At 38.1% G+C, this 14,756-nt stretch carries 13 protein-coding genes and 2 pseudogenes; 5 read left to right on the forward strand and 10 right to left on the reverse strand.

Going from position 1 to position 14,756, the window contains the following annotated elements:
- Window positions 1-41 precede the first annotated feature (41 nt).
- The gene (locus E4O00_RS11575; protein ID WP_371922732.1) at window positions 42-836 is read right to left on the reverse strand and encodes a putative ABC transporter permease; all 795 of its coding nucleotides are present in this window, start codon (window positions 834-836) and stop codon (window positions 42-44) included.
- Entirely contained in the window at window positions 836-2,272 is a 1,437-nt protein-coding gene (locus E4O00_RS11580) for an alpha-L-fucosidase (protein ID WP_253677513.1), read from the reverse strand. The genes E4O00_RS11575 and E4O00_RS11580 overlap by 1 nt, the downstream gene beginning before the upstream one ends.
- 106 nt (window positions 2,273-2,378) lie before the next feature.
- Between E4O00_RS11580 and hcp the strand changes: the two genes are divergently transcribed.
- Window positions 2,379-4,010 (forward strand): hydroxylamine reductase, encoded by a 1,632-nt coding sequence (gene hcp, locus E4O00_RS11585; RefSeq protein WP_253677514.1) that lies wholly within the window; start codon window positions 2,379-2,381, stop codon window positions 4,008-4,010.
- 45 nt (window positions 4,011-4,055) lie between these two features.
- Here the strand turns inward: hcp and E4O00_RS11590 are convergent, their stop codons facing one another.
- On the reverse strand, window positions 4,056-4,706 hold the full coding sequence (locus E4O00_RS11590; RefSeq protein WP_253677515.1) for a Crp/Fnr family transcriptional regulator: 651 nt from the start codon (window positions 4,704-4,706) through the stop codon (window positions 4,056-4,058).
- 55 nt (window positions 4,707-4,761) lie between these two features.
- Between E4O00_RS11590 and E4O00_RS11595 the strand changes: the two genes are divergently transcribed.
- The 4 genes from E4O00_RS11595 (at window position 4,762) to E4O00_RS11610 (ending at window position 8,891) form a co-directional block, all read left to right on the forward strand.
- Complete coding sequence (locus E4O00_RS11595) at window positions 4,762-6,069, forward strand: ABC transporter substrate-binding protein (protein ID WP_253677516.1); 1,308 nt, start codon at window positions 4,762-4,764, stop codon at window positions 6,067-6,069.
- Window positions 6,069-6,785, forward strand: a complete 717-nt coding sequence (locus E4O00_RS11600) for a GTP-binding protein (RefSeq protein ID WP_253677517.1) — start codon at window positions 6,069-6,071, stop codon at window positions 6,783-6,785. The genes E4O00_RS11595 and E4O00_RS11600 overlap by 1 nt, the downstream gene beginning before the upstream one ends.
- A 14-nt stretch (window positions 6,786-6,799) precedes the next feature.
- Window positions 6,800-7,855, forward strand: a complete 1,056-nt coding sequence (locus E4O00_RS11605; RefSeq protein ID WP_253679723.1) for an ATP-binding cassette domain-containing protein — start codon at window positions 6,800-6,802, stop codon at window positions 7,853-7,855.
- A gap of 259 nt (window positions 7,856-8,114) precedes the next feature.
- Window positions 8,115-8,891, forward strand: a complete 777-nt coding sequence (locus tag E4O00_RS11610; RefSeq protein WP_253677518.1) for an Rpn family recombination-promoting nuclease/putative transposase — start codon at window positions 8,115-8,117, stop codon at window positions 8,889-8,891.
- Between the two features lies 1 nt (window position 8,892).
- Here E4O00_RS11610 and E4O00_RS11615 read toward each other — a convergent pair whose 3' ends face one another.
- The 7 genes and pseudogenes from E4O00_RS11615 to E4O00_RS11645 all read right to left on the reverse strand — a co-directional run bounded on the left by E4O00_RS11615 (window position 8,893) and on the right by E4O00_RS11645 (window position 14,737).
- Complete coding sequence (locus tag E4O00_RS11615) at window positions 8,893-9,333, reverse strand: hypothetical protein (RefSeq protein ID WP_253677519.1); 441 nt, start codon at window positions 9,331-9,333, stop codon at window positions 8,893-8,895.
- A 103-nt stretch (window positions 9,334-9,436) separates the two neighbouring features.
- Window positions 9,437-9,514: pseudogene (locus E4O00_RS14345) on the reverse strand (hypothetical protein); the annotation flags it as partial.
- A gap of 169 nt (window positions 9,515-9,683) precedes the next feature.
- Window positions 9,684-10,655 (reverse strand): formylglycine-generating enzyme family protein, encoded by a 972-nt coding sequence (locus tag E4O00_RS11625; RefSeq protein ID WP_253677520.1) that lies wholly within the window; start codon window positions 10,653-10,655, stop codon window positions 9,684-9,686.
- A gap of 17 nt (window positions 10,656-10,672) precedes the next feature.
- The gene (locus tag E4O00_RS11630) at window positions 10,673-11,026 is read right to left on the reverse strand and encodes a hypothetical protein (RefSeq protein ID WP_253677521.1); all 354 of its coding nucleotides are present in this window, start codon (window positions 11,024-11,026) and stop codon (window positions 10,673-10,675) included.
- A 68-nt stretch (window positions 11,027-11,094) separates the two neighbouring features.
- Window positions 11,095-11,853 carry a hypothetical protein gene (locus E4O00_RS11635; protein WP_253677522.1) on the reverse strand — a complete coding sequence of 253 codons (759 nt, stop codon included), beginning with the start codon at window positions 11,851-11,853 and terminating at the stop codon, window positions 11,095-11,097.
- Window positions 11,854-12,304: 451 nt separating this feature from the next.
- A complete protein-coding gene (locus E4O00_RS11640) occupies window positions 12,305-12,619 on the reverse strand; it encodes a hypothetical protein (RefSeq protein ID WP_253677523.1) in 315 nt (104 codons plus the stop codon).
- A 17-nt stretch (window positions 12,620-12,636) separates the two neighbouring features.
- Window positions 12,637-14,737: pseudogene (locus E4O00_RS11645) on the reverse strand (heavy metal translocating P-type ATPase).
- Window positions 14,738-14,756 lie beyond the last annotated feature (19 nt).

Genomic DNA, 14,756 nt, shown 5'->3' on the forward strand with positions numbered 1-14,756 from the left:
CGAGAGGAATAAAATTTTAATTTTATTCCTCTTTTTTATTATTACCTCTTTTCCTTAAAATATTTTAAAAGTTTTAGATGTAAATTATTTCTTCTTTGCCTCATATTCGGGAAGGCCGATAAAATACGGCCCTTGTTTTTTTCGGCAATAAGTTTAAACTGTTCCTGTATTTTTTCATAAGCGGAATATCGATCCTGTTTTAATTTTTCGCGGAGCAGATTAAAACTTTCTGCAATATTGCTTTCGCTTATCCTTTCATGTATATCAAGAGTTTCAAGATGTGCATAAAAATTCTCCGTCAGACTCTTAATATGTAAGAGAGCATCATGAAGTCCGATTAGAGCTTTAAGCGTAAAAATAAAATCGGCAATAAAAATAAAAAGCAAAACTTTTGAAATAATCAGAATAAACAAATCGGGTATTTGATTTACATACTTTGAAATAAAAGGATTTATAATATACATTAAAGCAAGCCCCAATATTCCAAAGAGAGTCGAATTAAGAGCACAAACTCGTCCGTTAATATTAAGTTTATACTTTGAATAATCCCACCAAAGTGTATCAAATAAATATTCTAAAATAAAACTTGCAGCATATTCAAGAGAGCTTGTTAAAATAACGGCAGCAAAAAACAAAGCTATAGGATACGGGATTAAATTTTTCAACGAAAAAATTAAAATCAACGCTCCAAACCCGTATATTGGGCATACAGGTCCGTAAAGCATTCCGCGGTTTAACACAAGTTTCTTTTGTAAAAGAGAGCAATAGGCTACTTCGCAAAGCCACCCGATAAAACTGTAAAGACCAAAATATAAAATTAAATAATCCAATGACATCATTTTTGTTCTACCCTCAAAATTAGGTTGTCTTGCCTTAGCGCCTTCCGCGAGGCAGCGCAGCCTATTGTGGATACTGAAATTTTAAGAGGTTTTTCTATTTTTATGTTTTTAAAAATTTCCAATTCTTTTTTGTTTGCGGGGAAGCAAAATTCTTTTCCGTTTATTTCCAAAACCTCATCTTGGGACATGGGCTTTTTTCTGATAAGGCTGATCGTCCACAAGTTTGTTTTGTTTAAGCCTTTTGAAATTTTTAAGCTTAGTTCAATTTCCGTACAAATAAAATGCGAAGAATAATAATCCTTTCCCGTAAAGCGGTATATTTTTTTTGTAAATGGAATTTCGTTTACTTTCTCTTTTAATTCAGTAATAGAATCCTGAGGGATACCTAAATTTAATTCTTTACAAAGTTTTTGTGCGCACTTTTGAGAAGGAGCTTTTGATTTAAAAAAGCTCCCGATTTTTTTTAAGACCTCAGCTTCAAAAGCAACTACCGAACCGTCTCCCTTAGGGCCGATGTTTAAAAGATAATTACCGCCCATAGCTCTTACTTTTATAAGACTTTCAATGAGCTCTTGAGCTTTTTTGTTTTTATCGCCCCGCCTTTGCCATGAGCGGTATCCCCATGTCTCATGGTAAATCGAAGCCGGAGTTTGCCAAGGAACATTTAAACTTTTATCGGGAAGTCTATTATCGCCCATGGTACAAAAATCACCGCAGTCATTCCATATTCTTCCGTTGATCATCATATCGGGTTGAAGTTTTTGGGCAAGGGCTCTAACCTCTTCGCTTTGTTTTTTTGTCGGGAAACCCATATCCATCCAAAGCTCACAAAGCGGGCCGTAATTTGTAAACAACTCAGTCAGCTGCTCCAAATTAAATCTTTGATGTTTGGGCGGAATTTTATCGCTATTATGATCGCTTATCGGAAGAGCGAATTCACAATCCCAATCTATCCAAGAAAAATAAAGCCCGAACTTTAAACCGTTTTTTTTGCAAGCTTGCGAAAGCTCTAAAATCAAATCCCGCTTTGCAGGTGTCTTTACCGAATTATAATTTGTAGTCTTTGTGTTAAAAAGACAAAAACCGTCATGGTGCTTTGCCGTGATAATAATGTATTTCATCCCCGCAGTCTTTGCGAGAATGCATATTTTTTCCGCATCAAAATTCTTGCAGGTAAATTTATTTTGCAAGGACTTATATTCTTCTTTGGGTATTTTACCGTGACTTAAAATCTGCTCACTGTAACCGCGCTTTACCGGCTCCCCCTTCCAAACGCCTCCGCACAAAGAGTAAAGCCCGTAATGAATAAACATCCCAAAACCTAATTTTTGCCATTGTGTAATTTTATCCGGTTTCATAATATTGAGTATATAGGATAGAATAAGAGATTTCAAGTGAGCAAAAATAGACTTAAAACAACAAAAATTTAACATCTGCGTAACATCCGTTACCGCCTCCTATTCGTAAAATATATATAATTTACTTAAACCTTTAAATGGATTTGGCAATCCATTTAAAAAAGTTTTATAGGAGGATGCCATGAACGCTATGTTTTGTTTTCAATGTCAAGAGACATTTAAAAATTCAGGCTGCATAAGGGTCGGCGTATGCGGAAAAAATCCCTTAGTTGCAGGATTACAGGATTTTCTCATCTGGGTAACAAAAAAACTTTCCAAGATAACGTCTTATATGAGGGAAAACGGGATTAAGGTTGAAAAAGAAATTAACCACATCGTAAGCACAAACCTTTTTGTTACAATAACCAATGCAAATTTTGATGAAAAAGCAATTAACAACAGAATAAATATTACTCTTAAAGCAATCCATGATTTGCATAGTTCTTTAAACCGCCCCTTTGATCCGGAGATTGAAGTGTATATTGACTCGGATATACCGAAAAGACTGGGCAAGGCCATTACAATAGGCGTTTTGCAGACAAAAGATCCCGATAAGCGTTCCTTAAAAGAACTTATTATCTATGGTCTAAAGGGGCTATGTGCCTATGTAAAACATGCTAACGCCTTAGGCTATGAAGATGAAGAAGTTGATGCCTTTATTCAAAAAACGCTTTCAATGCTCATAGATGAAAATTTGAGTGTTGATGAACTTATTTCTCTTACCTTAAAGACAGGAGAAGCCGGAGTTAAGGGAATGGCTCTGTTGGATAGCGCCAACACAGGCAGCTACGGCAATCCCGAAATAACCGAAGTTTCAATCGGGGTAAGAAATAATCCGGGGATACTTGTATCGGGACATGATCTAAAAGATATCGAAATGCTTCTTGAGCAAACCGAGGGTACAGGTATTGATGTTTATACTCATTCCGAAATGCTTCCCGCAAATTATTATCCAAAATTAAAAAAATACACGCATCTTGCAGGTAATTACGGCAACTCTTGGGCAAAGCAGGTTTCGGAATTTGAAAGTTTTAACGGCCCCATTCTGATGACTACCAACTGTATAATTCCTACAAAGGCTTCATACTTATCAAGAATGTATACGACAAATGCAGCAGGTCATCCAGGCTGTGTTCATATTGAAGCCGATGAAAACGGGTATAAGGATTTTTCCGAAATTATAAAAAAGGCAAAATCCTGCCAACCTCCAAAAGAAATTGAAACCGGAAAAATTGTCGGAGGTTTTGCTCACGCCCAAGTTTTTGCCCTTGCCGATAAAATTGTCGAGGCAGTAAAAAACGGAGATATTAGGAAGTTTATAGTTATGGGAGGCTGCGACGGCAGACACACAACGCGATCTTATTATACGGACTTTGCAGAAGCTCTTCCGAAAAATACCGTCATCCTGACGGCAGGCTGTGCAAAATACAGGTATAATAAACTAAATCTTGGAGATATAAACGGAATTCCAAGGGTCTTGGATGCAGGCCAGTGTAACGACTCCTACTCGCTTGCCCTTATTGCTCTAAAATTAAAGGAAATCTTTCAGCTAAGCGATATTAATGATTTACCGATAATTTTTAATATAGCATGGTATGAACAAAAAGCCGTTATAGTTCTCTTAGCCCTATTGTTCTTGGGTGTAAAAAATATACACCTTGGCCCTACTATTCCGGGTTTTCTTTCACCAAATGTAAAGGACGTTTTAATAAATAAATTCGGATTATCGGGAATCGCTTCGGTAGAAGACGATATAAAACATTTTTTCGGTTAGAAACATAATCGGGAGGACAGGCTAAGGGCTTTTATTGATAAGCCCTTAGCTAAAGTCTTCGAGTTTATCAAGGTTGACAATGATGGTATCTTTTTCGATTTTTAAAAGCCCATCTTTTTGCATACTCATAAGCTCGCGGGATAAAGATGGCCGAGGAACTGCTAAGTATTCGGCCATAGCTTCCCTGTTTAGGCTTAGCTCAACCTTTGAACTTCCTGCAGATTGCTGCAATAAATACAAGGCGATTTTTTGGCGGAGACTGAATGAAGAAAAAATAAGAAGCTTTTGGTTTAAAAAATAAGCCTTATGAGCCAAAATGTTTAAAAGGTTTTTTAAAACCTTAAAATGAGTTTCGGAATAAACCCCGGAAGTAAAGATGCCGTTTATGGGAAGACAAAGAATCTCGGCATCACTTATAACACGGCATGAATAATCGTAGACGGCCGAATCTAAAAGAGCATATACTTCGGCAAAAACCGTACCGGGTTTTTCAAAGCGGTTCATGATGAGCCTCTTTCCGTCGGCCGTATTTTTTTCGATTTGAACGGCTCCCGATTTTAGCACAAAAATAAAAGCGGGAGTATCGCCCTCAAAAAAGATAAAGGCATCTTTTTTATAGTTGAGGGTTTTAGCCTTGGTATTTTTTAAATATTTTTCCGCTTCTTGAGCGGGTATATTTTTAAAAATAGGATTCATACTTTTAATTTCGGGTTATTTTGATTTTAACTTGATTATAGATCGGAGGATTATAATGAATAAATATTTTAATATGGATGAAAGTGTTTTTGATATTACCGAACGCTTTCCTGAAACGATAAGATACTTGGCAGAAAAAGGTTTTACACCTCTTACCAATCCCCTTATGCGCAAAATAATGGGGAAAAAGATTAGTCTTGAAAAAGCCCTTTTAACCAAGAATCTTGATATTGTCTTGTGCGAAAAAGAGCTGGTTGAGCTTATCGAAAAAAGCAAAAATTTTGATTTTGCCGAGACGGACTTAAGCTTAAAAAAAGAAGAAGCACAAAACGGAAATTATGATGACGGCAAAAAAAATATAAGAATTGAAGGTGTTCTGCCGTGTCCTATAAGGATCCCCTTGCTTGAAGCCTTTAAAGAATTTCACTCCTCATATATTGAAGAACATAAGGAAGAACTTGAAAAACAAAACTATAAAATCAGCTATGATCTTCGTTCAGCAAACCTCGGAATCGACTGGATAATTAAAGAAGCTCAAACAGGAAAAAAGGAAAACCTCCCCGATATTCTCCTTTCTGCAGGGTTTGAGCTTTTTTTCGACAAAAAACTAATGGGCTCCTTTATCGAAAACAAAGACTTTCACTGTTCAATCGAAAAAATGAATAAGGACTTTTGTAACGATTATATTGATCTTAGAGACAGCAAAAAAAATTATGCAATTATAGGAGTCGTTCCGGCCGTAATGATTGTAAATACCGAAATGTTAAAGGGAAGAAAAATACCTGAAACTTGGGAAGATCTCCTTGCGCCCGAATTTGAAAACTCGGCAGCAATACCTTTCAGCGATTTAGACCTCTTTAATTCGGTCATCCTAAATATCTACAGCCGTTTTGGAGATGAAGGCATAAAAAAATTGGGCAGGGCTTGCAGCACTTCCCTTCATCCGGCACAAATGGTAAAGGGCAAGGCTTCTCTTATTTTAAAAGGCCCTAAGCCGGCAGCAAATGAACCGCCGGCCGTAAATATAAGCCCCTACTTTTTTTCTAAGATGATAAAAGAAGACTCGGCATTAAAAACCGTCTGGCCCAAAGACGGAGCTATAACAGCTCCTATATTTATGCTTGTCAAAAAAGAAAACGAAGCTTTAACAAAGGCCTTTGCCGATTTTTTTCTTTCAGAAAAAACAGGAAGAGTATTTTCGGAAAGCGGTTTTTTCCCGTCGACAAATCCCGATGTGGATAACCGTTTAAGTGAAGATAAAAAATTCTCTTGGGTAGGCTGGGATTTTATTTACCAAAACGACATAGGTTCTCTTTTAGAAAAAATCAAAAAAGATTTTGAAATAGCAGCAGGAAAAATTTAATGAACTTAATAATATTTTCAGGCCCGCCCTCGTCGGGCAAAACGAGCGTAATCTTAAAAACAATCGAAGCTCTAAAAAAACAAAATATAAAAACGGGGGCAGTAAAATTCGACTGCCTTTATACTGATGATGATCTCCTATATCAAAAAGCAGGCATTCCGGTGCAAAAAGGAATATCCGGCTCCCTCTGCCCAGATCACTTCTTTGTGTCAAACATTGAAGAGGTTGTGCAATGGGGTATCAAGGAGGGGCTAGACCTTTTGATAAGCGAATCGGCGGGACTTTGCAACCGCTGCTCTCCCTATATAAAGAGCATCTTAGGCATCTGCGTAATCGACAACCTGTCGGGAATAAACACGCCTAAAAAAATAGGCCCGCTTTTAAAGTCAGCCGACATTGTAGTTATCACAAAGGGAGACATCGTTTCTCAGGCTGAACGCGAAGTTTTTGCGGCAAGGGTAAATGCCGTAAATCCTAGGGCAGTCATCATGCATGTAAACGGACTTACGGGACAAGGTGCCTTTGAGCTCAGCACCCTTTTAACGGATAAGGCCGAAGATATTTCTACAGTACAAGGCATGGAACTCCGCTTTCCCATGCCGGCGGCCCTTTGTTCCTATTGTTTGGGTGAAACAAGAATAGGAGAAAATTTCCAGATGGGAAATATCCGCAAGATGAAGATTGCTGAAGAGCAGGGACTGGGAGAAAACAATTAATTATGGAAGAAACTATGGAAAATAATTTTAGTTTAAGTGATGAAAATACAGAGGTTAAAAAACTTTCTGAAAAATCGATTCAAGATATTTTAAGCGAATACCCTTTTATTGAAGATTTTATAAATGAAAACCGCTTGATTGAAATAGGTATTTTAAAAAACAAAGAGCAGACTTTAAAAGAATTTTTACAATCTCTTTCAGACGAGCTTTGCGAAGAGGAGGCCGTAAACAGGGAAGAACTGTACGATGCCTTTTTTGAATATATAATTCAAATGAGGGCCTTTTTAAATTTGGAAGATGCAAACGAGGTTAAAAGCCTTACAATTCTCCCGGGAACAAATAAGTCGGGAGAGGCGGAAACCTTTGATGAGCTTACCCTTTATACTTCTCAAATTATTTCGATTGTGGGCCCTACAGGTTCAGGAAAGTCAAGGCTCCTAGCCGATATCGAATGGACAGCTCAAGGGGACACACCCACAAGCCGCAGCATCTTGATTAACGGAAAAACGCCGGATAAAACAATCCGCTTTTCGGTAAACAATAAACTTGTAGCCCAGCTTTCGCAAAACATGAACTTTGTAATGGATTTGTCTGTAAAAGAATTTATAGAACTTCATGCCGAAAGCCGTTTAATAAAAAACAAGGAAGAGGCGGTAAAAAACATTATAGAGGCGGCAAACAATCTTGCAGGCGAAAAATTTAATTTGGATACTCCAATAACGGCCTTGAGCGGAGGACAATCTAGGGCTCTTATGATTGCCGATACTGCCATTTTAAGCGCCTCTCCAATCGTCCTAATAGACGAAATAGAAAATGCCGGTATAGACCGCAAAAAAGCCTTGGAGCTTTTGGTTTCAAAGGAAAAGATTGTTTTGATGGCTACCCATGACCCGGCTCTTGCCCTCTATGCGGATAAGCGGATAGTTATCAAAAACGGAGGAATATCATCCGTTATAGAAACTTCAAAAAAAGAAAAAGAAATCCTTGCCGAGCTTGAAATTATGGATGCAAAAATTCAAAATATGAGAACAAAGTTAAGGGCAGGAGAAGAACTTGGGCTTACAAGCTAGAGGAGAATGATAAAAATCTTTTTATAATTTACTATTTTTTTCAAATATTTTCTATAAATATAATGGGGAGGTATGATAAACACTTCGGCAGGAATTCAGCCTCACTGTTTATCCGCCGAGTTTGCCTTTCGGCAAACATCGCATTATTATATGTGCTTTTTCACTTCGTTGCAAAAGCACGGAAAAAACTTTTTTCGTAAATTGATATTTGCTGCAAAAAGTTTTTATAGGGAAAATGTGAAAAAATTAGGAGAAAAAAATGGTAAAAAGGTTTGAAGATTTAACATTGCAAGATGACTTTATGTTTTGTAAGGTCATGCAAAATACGGATTTGTGTAAAAGGCTTATTGAAATGATATTGTCCGATAAAATAGGTAAAATTACATATATTTCGATACAGCATAATATTAACACCTATGAACAGGCAAAATCCGTAAGGTTTGATGTTTTAGTGCAAACAGAAAACGGTAAATTTTACGATGTTGAAATGCAGGTAAGCAACGAGAAAAACATACCTAAAAGAATGAGGTTCTACCAAGCAGCTATTGATATTTCGTTCTTGGATAAAGGGAATTTCTATAACGAGTTAAATGACAGCTTTATAATTTTTATTTGCACTTTTGATGCTATTGGTAAAAATAGACCTGTTTATACTTTTGAAAACATCTGTCTTGAAGATAAAAACATATCTTTACACGATGGAACAAAAAAGGTTATAATAAATGCAGAGGCCTTTAAAAACACTAAAGACAAAGAATTAAAAGAATTTTTAGAATACCTTAAAACAGGTAAGGCGAAGAGCGAATTTACAAGGAGGATAGAAGAAATGATACAAACAGTAAAACAAAATGAACAGGCAAGGCAAGAATATAGATTAATGTCTACTTTTGAGATGGACGCTAGATATAAGGGTTTTTCTGAAGGCCTAAAGCAAAAATCAATAGAAACGGCTAAACTTATGAAAAACAGAGGTTATCCGATTTCTGAAATTTTATTAATGACCGGTCTTCCCGAAGCTGAGATTGAGGAACTGTAGATTAGGGGAGGAAAGAAACTTTTTCGGATAAAAGTTTCTTTCCTCCCCTATGACCCCTCCTATCTTCAAAAGAACCGCTTAGGGGCTCCGCCCCTAAGAACCCCTCGTCTTTACAAAGGCGAGGATAATTTAACCGCAAGGGGCAAATGTAAAATCGGCAGTTTCGAGCCTGTAAATAATCATTTCTTATTATCATCACATCTTCATTATGAGTATTATTACATTCTTTACAAAGTGGAACTATGTATATGGTTTTACTTTTCAATTTACCATCTTTATCACATTTGTACACATGTGATCCGCATTTATTATCATCATCAAGCTTATTATCGCAATTAGCATTTGAACAATATGCAGGACAGTTTTTTCCTGTATATTGTTCCCATTTTTCAATCATAGATTCTTTCTGTGCTTTACGATGCCAATTTTTAACATAAGTCATTTTAATATTTCTCCTTAAATCATTTTCTTCTAAACCGCCCTGTGGGCGGTTTAGAAAAGTTAAATTCTTGAAACAGACAGCCTGCGGCTGTCTGTTATATCCTCTATGGCCGGCAAGCCAAGCGGATGCCAAGATTGTTGTTCCTGTTGTCAGGACTGTTGTTGTTCCGTTTGCCTACAGTGCAGTTGTTCGCGTTGTTGTTCCAGCTGCCGCCGCGTTTAACACGGTTAGAGCCTGATGCGACACCTTATAAGGTCCATACCGTTTTTTAGCCAAAAAAATTTAGAACCGCTTCGGGCGGCTTACGCTGCGCCCTCAGCTGCTCAACCTCTCCGGCAAAATGTGTGAACTTAGGGCCGGCAAGCCAAGCGGAAGCCAAGAAAGTTGAACCTGTAGTCAGGACTGTAGTGGCTCCGTAGGCCTACAGTGAAGTTGATCGCGCTGTAGCTCCAGCTGCCGCCGCGCTCAACACGGTTAGAGCCTGAAGCGGCACCTGCATAGTCCGCTCCCGGCGAAGCCGGCAAAGCGTCATACCAATCCCACAACCATTCCCAGACATTTCCTGACATGTCATATAAACCGTAGCCGTTAGGAGTCTTTTTCTTTACCTCATGAGTTTTATTTCCGCTGTTTGAACTGTACCAAGCATAGTTTTTAAGTTCAGCCTCGGTATTTGTTCCTGCCCATTTATCATCAGTTCCTCCCTTCGCTGCCCATTCCCATTCCGCCTCCGTCGGAAGCCTAAAGCCGTTTTTATTAATATTAAGTTCGGCCTTATCCCAATCTGTATTACGAGTAGTAGGAATTTGATCAAAGTTAAGATTTTCAAAATTGACGGGATTTCCTCCAACATTTACCGTATAGCAGGCTTCAAGCCCCAGTTTTATACTGAGTTTATTACAAAAAGCTATTGCTTGATACCAGTTTACACTTTCTACAGGACGCTTTCCCTTTGTTTCGTCTGCGGCAGGTTCTTGGCCGGGGTTTCCATCAAAATAGCTCGGATTATTGCCCATCACCTCCTGCCACAGCTCCTGCGTTACTTCTGTCTCCCCTATAAGATAGGCACTTAAACTTACGGTATGAGGCTTATTGTCATCGTAATCATTATGTCCCAAGGAAGCATCCACGGCGGCTATACCTTTCATGGTAAATTTGACTGAATCTACAGTATATGTCTTATCAGTAGGAGTACCTCCTCCGGATTTTCCCTGACCTGTAGGACAACCGGTTAATAAGAGTCCCGCAGCCAACAACAATGCAGTAATAGATACTGCCCGATTTAAGACCTTAGTCTTAAGTTTGAAATTAGTGTTCTTCATAACTAATTTTCTCCTTATTAAATAATAAATTCTATTTTGCATTTTATAGTTGCTATAATAAAAAATATTATAACAGCTGCAAAAATAATGCCGTAAAATAATAAAAGAGTTTTTGAAAAAGTCGAACATACCCAACTATTTTTACCGGTGTTAAATACAGAAGCATTCATATCAAAATCTGTATTATCCTCTTTTCTTACTTTATTGTATAAAGCCCTATACATTCTTTCTTGACTGAGGAAAAATCCGTCCAAGGCCCAAAGTCCGATAATTAGAATAAATACAGGAAAACAATATAAAAACCTTATTTCTTGTTTCGACAACAAGGTTATACCTGCTGTAGCAATGGCAATAGCCCATCCTTTTATCATAAATGAACACTTTGCCATACGAGTTATAACTCCCTGTATAAACTCCAAATGTTTTTCTTTAGCAGTGCTCATGGGTTTTTAATAAAACCTCCTCTTTTATTTTTAACTATATCCAGTAATTTATCTAAAGCTTTTGTACCTTTAATATTTTTTCCTTTGCAAGTATCAAGCCATGTCTCTAAATCACTAAAAGTGAGATTTCGAAAATTAGAAAAATCAGTATCAAAAAGCACTTTAACGCTTTCATCATACCTTTCTGCACTTTCCATAATTTTACTGTGCATAATATTACTAATGGATATTTCACTGTATATCCATGGAGACAAAGTTTGATGGTTATTGTTTATAGTAGAATTTTTACTTTTTATAAAAAACAAGGCTTTACACCTGTTAATCATTTTAAATAAAGCAACATTTAAAATAGCAGAACTTTTAATAATATTATCATTAAAACAGCCACAATCATCATATTTTGTAATTATATCTGCTAATATGCGATAGTGTTCCCAAACATCAGCGTCAATAAAACATTCTAGATCAAATGTTGTTTCTATCAAATTTTTTAATGCACGAGCAATCTCTAAATCATTGTGAGAGTGTGATATAAAAATATCAGCTCTAATTTCTGGAAACCATTCTTTCTCTATATCTGCTGAACTTATTTGGAAATTTTCACCATCACCTTTTAATATTTTATTGAATTTAGCTATTAATCTGCTCATATCTTCATTCACTTTATTAGGTTCTTTGGGATCTGTATTTTTTAAAAATTTTACTAATGATAATGACTTATCCGTCATTATATCTAATAAAAATTTTTCTTTCATTCTAAACCATTCCTTTCCCTCACTTAGAGGGTTATAATTTTTGAGTTTTAAACTCAACTATAAATCCACACTTATCCCAAAGGATAAGAGCTCCCGTCTTTTCAATTTATCTTGTATGTTAATTCTTTATTTCCAAATCATAGCTGTTTCCCTCCTTTTAAATAGGACAAATTTATACAAAAAACCGCAGAACCGAATAAATTCAGCCCTGCGGTTTATAAATTGAGAAAAATAAGTATTAGCAGCTTTAATTAGAGATATTTTACTTAATAGAGAAAATGGGGGGGGGGGGAGGGGTAAACCTAGGCTAACATTTTTATGCACATAATCGGCACACAAAAAATTACAATGAGAAAAACCGAATTTTAAGCCTAAGTAAGATTTTACTCTCATACCTATTATTATACTCCAAAATATATAAAAAATCAACTAATTTTCCTAAAATTACTTTTTACGCATTTTTTAATTTTTCCCAAAGCTCTGAAATTTTTTCGATTATTATTTCTTTTTCTACCTTGCCCGAAATATAGGCATCGGAAAGTTTTTTTAACTCAGGCAAGTCTTCTCTAAAAATTTCAAACTTCGATAGGGGCAGAGCCTTTGCATCGTACTCAATACAAAGGCTTCCTGTCCTCTCATTCCTTTCAATTTTGCGCACAGCCTTATGTGAAGATGCAGCCTTTTCAAAGGCTTCAAAAATATCCTTATCCTTTATCATCTCGCCCCTGAGCCTTATATGCCCGGGAAAAAAACTTGAAACAGTCATTATAATATTTTCCTCTGTTAAACACTTTTATCAAGCGGCTCTTCATAGCTTCTCATAGCCGACATACCTATGGCCACTGTAGAACCGTTATGTATTAGGGCCGCTGCAGCCGGAGCAATAGAACCGGCCAGTTCTCCTGCAATAAGCCCTGAGTTAATTCCTATAATAAGCTTGTTATTGATATTAATCCTATTAATCAAACCCATCGCAATTTTTTCTTAAAAGGGGTAGAGCTCTCAGGCCGTCATCGGGAAGGAGGATGTCTGCCGTTTCTCCGGCTATGGAAGAAGCCTGCCCCATTGCAATTCCTACATCGGCTTCCGAAAGGGCAGGCGAATCGTTTATACCGTCGCCGACCATTACAACAAGCTTGCCCTCTTCTTTTAATCTTTTAATAAAATCGGCCTTTGTATCGGGCAGGGCCTGAGCATGGTAGCGGTCAATAGCCGTTTTTTTGGCTATGCTGCGGGCAGTCTGAGGTCCGTCCCCTGTAAGCATAATTATATTTTTTATCCCCAGCCTATGAAGCTCTGAAACAACTTCCTTGGCTTCAGGGCGCAAAGGGTCTTCTATGGCTATAATCCCCGCAAGCTCCTTTCCTACAGATAAATAAAGCTGAGAGCATCCTGTCTGTGCCAAATCCTCTATAGCTCTTTCGGCCTCTTCGGTTTTAGGAATACCCTCATCATCGAATATAAAATGAGCACTTCCTATACGAAGCTCCTCCCCGTTCAAGGTTGAGGCAAGACCATGGGCTAAAATATAAGAAACCTTTGTATGATCTTCCCTGTGTTCGATTCCCCTGTTTTCAGCCTCGCGTACAACAGCCCTTGCAAGGGAGTGAGGAAAATGCTCTTCAAGACAGGCGGCTATTTTAAGCACCTCATGTTCCGCCCTGCCTCCGAAGGTAACTATTTGTTTAACGGAGGGCTGGGATTCGGTGAGAGTGCCGGTCTTATCAAAGACAATCGTATCGGCACGGGCGAAGTCCTCTAAAAACTTTCCGCCCTTTACGGTAATGCCGTGCTCGGCACAGTTTTTCATGGCCGAAAGCACACAAACAGGGGCTGATAGCTTCATCGCACAAGAATAGTCTACAAGAAGGGTTGAAGCCGCTTTTGCGAAGTTGCGGGTAAAGGCGTAAGTCAGCCCTGCAAGAAGGAAGTTATAAAAAACAAGCCTGTCAGCTGTTCTTTCAGCCCTTATTTGTGAAGCCGCCTTTAGGGATTGAGAGCGGTCAATCATATCTGCAATCTTGCTCACCCTGGTTTCCCTGCCGCAAGCCCTTACACAGACATGAATCTCTCCCTCCTCAACAACGGTAGAAGCAAAAACCGTATCTCCCGGAATCTTGTGCACAGGCAAGCCCTCGCCCGTCATCGAAGCCTGATTAACCGAAGCTTCCCCGGCTACGACCGTTCCGTCGGCAGGAATAACGGAGCCTATCCTAAGAACAACCGTGTCCCCGGCTTGAAGAAGATTGGCCGATATTTCCGTTTCATTTCCGTCCCGTAAGACATGTACTATTTCCTTTGTGTTCAAAAAACTTTGAGCTAAATTCTCATAGGACTTGCGCCTTGTATAATCTTCCAAGATTTCGCCCATCTCCAGCATCATGGCAATGGTGCCGGCCGTATTTAAATCTCCGCTTGCATAAGCCAGTGAAAGGGCTGTTGCATCAAGGGTCTCGGCACAAAAAGGCTTACCGTCAGCAAAGGCTTTTATTCCGATTCTTACACGCGGCATAATTGAAGAAAGAGCTAGGATTTTTCTGACAGGAAAGGGTAAAAGCTTACGGATAAAAAATTCTGCAAGCAGGCCGGCCAAAGAAACGGCTAAACTCGGCGTTACAACAGGCTCATCTATACTTGCCAATAATTCTTCATTTTCAAGATAGGAAGAATTTAGAGCTCTTATATAAGAAAGAGCTTCTTCTTCGCTTATGCCTGAATACTCGATTAAAATACTTCCTGAAACCGGATTTACACTGATTGAAATTATGCCGTCCTGTAAGGAAACAAGGGTCTCCACGAGGACGGCTTGTTTGCGGCTTAAACCTTTTCGTTTATACCTTAAACGCAAACGCCCGGGAAGGCGGTGAGCTATATAAAAATTCATAAAGATTTTGATAGATAAG

The organism is Treponema sp. OMZ 788, from assembly GCF_024181245.1.
In the GTDB taxonomy this organism is placed as follows: domain Bacteria; phylum Spirochaetota; class Spirochaetia; order Treponematales; family Treponemataceae; genus Treponema_B.

Excerpts from the sequence above, each read along its gene's own strand:
- E4O00_RS11575 (WP_371922732.1), bottom strand. The coding sequence starts at position 836 with ATGTCATTGGATTATTTAATTTTATATTTTGGTCTTTACAGTTTTATC.
- E4O00_RS11580 (WP_253677513.1), bottom strand. The coding sequence starts at position 2,272 with ATGTTAAATTTTTGTTGTTTTAAGTCTATTTTTGCTCACTTGAAATCT.
- hcp (WP_253677514.1), top strand. The coding sequence starts at position 2,379 with ATGAACGCTATGTTTTGTTTTCAATGTCAAGAGACATTTAAAAATTCA.
- E4O00_RS11590 (WP_253677515.1), bottom strand. The coding sequence starts at position 4,706 with ATGAATCCTATTTTTAAAAATATACCCGCTCAAGAAGCGGAAAAATAT.
- E4O00_RS11595 (WP_253677516.1), top strand. The coding sequence starts at position 4,762 with ATGAATAAATATTTTAATATGGATGAAAGTGTTTTTGATATTACCGAA.
- E4O00_RS11600 (WP_253677517.1), top strand. The coding sequence starts at position 6,069 with ATGAACTTAATAATATTTTCAGGCCCGCCCTCGTCGGGCAAAACGAGC.
- E4O00_RS11605 (WP_253679723.1), top strand. The coding sequence starts at position 6,800 with ATGGAAAATAATTTTAGTTTAAGTGATGAAAATACAGAGGTTAAAAAA.
- E4O00_RS11610 (WP_253677518.1), top strand. The coding sequence starts at position 8,115 with ATGGTAAAAAGGTTTGAAGATTTAACATTGCAAGATGACTTTATGTTT.
- E4O00_RS11615 (WP_253677519.1), bottom strand. The coding sequence starts at position 9,333 with ATGACTTATGTTAAAAATTGGCATCGTAAAGCACAGAAAGAATCTATG.
- E4O00_RS11625 (WP_253677520.1), bottom strand. The coding sequence starts at position 10,655 with ATGAAGAACACTAATTTCAAACTTAAGACTAAGGTCTTAAATCGGGCA.
- E4O00_RS11630 (WP_253677521.1), bottom strand. The coding sequence starts at position 11,026 with ATGATAAAAGGATGGGCTATTGCCATTGCTACAGCAGGTATAACCTTG.
- E4O00_RS11635 (WP_253677522.1), bottom strand. The coding sequence starts at position 11,853 with ATGAAAGAAAAATTTTTATTAGATATAATGACGGATAAGTCATTATCA.
- E4O00_RS11640 (WP_253677523.1), bottom strand. The coding sequence starts at position 12,619 with ATGACTGTTTCAAGTTTTTTTCCCGGGCATATAAGGCTCAGGGGCGAG.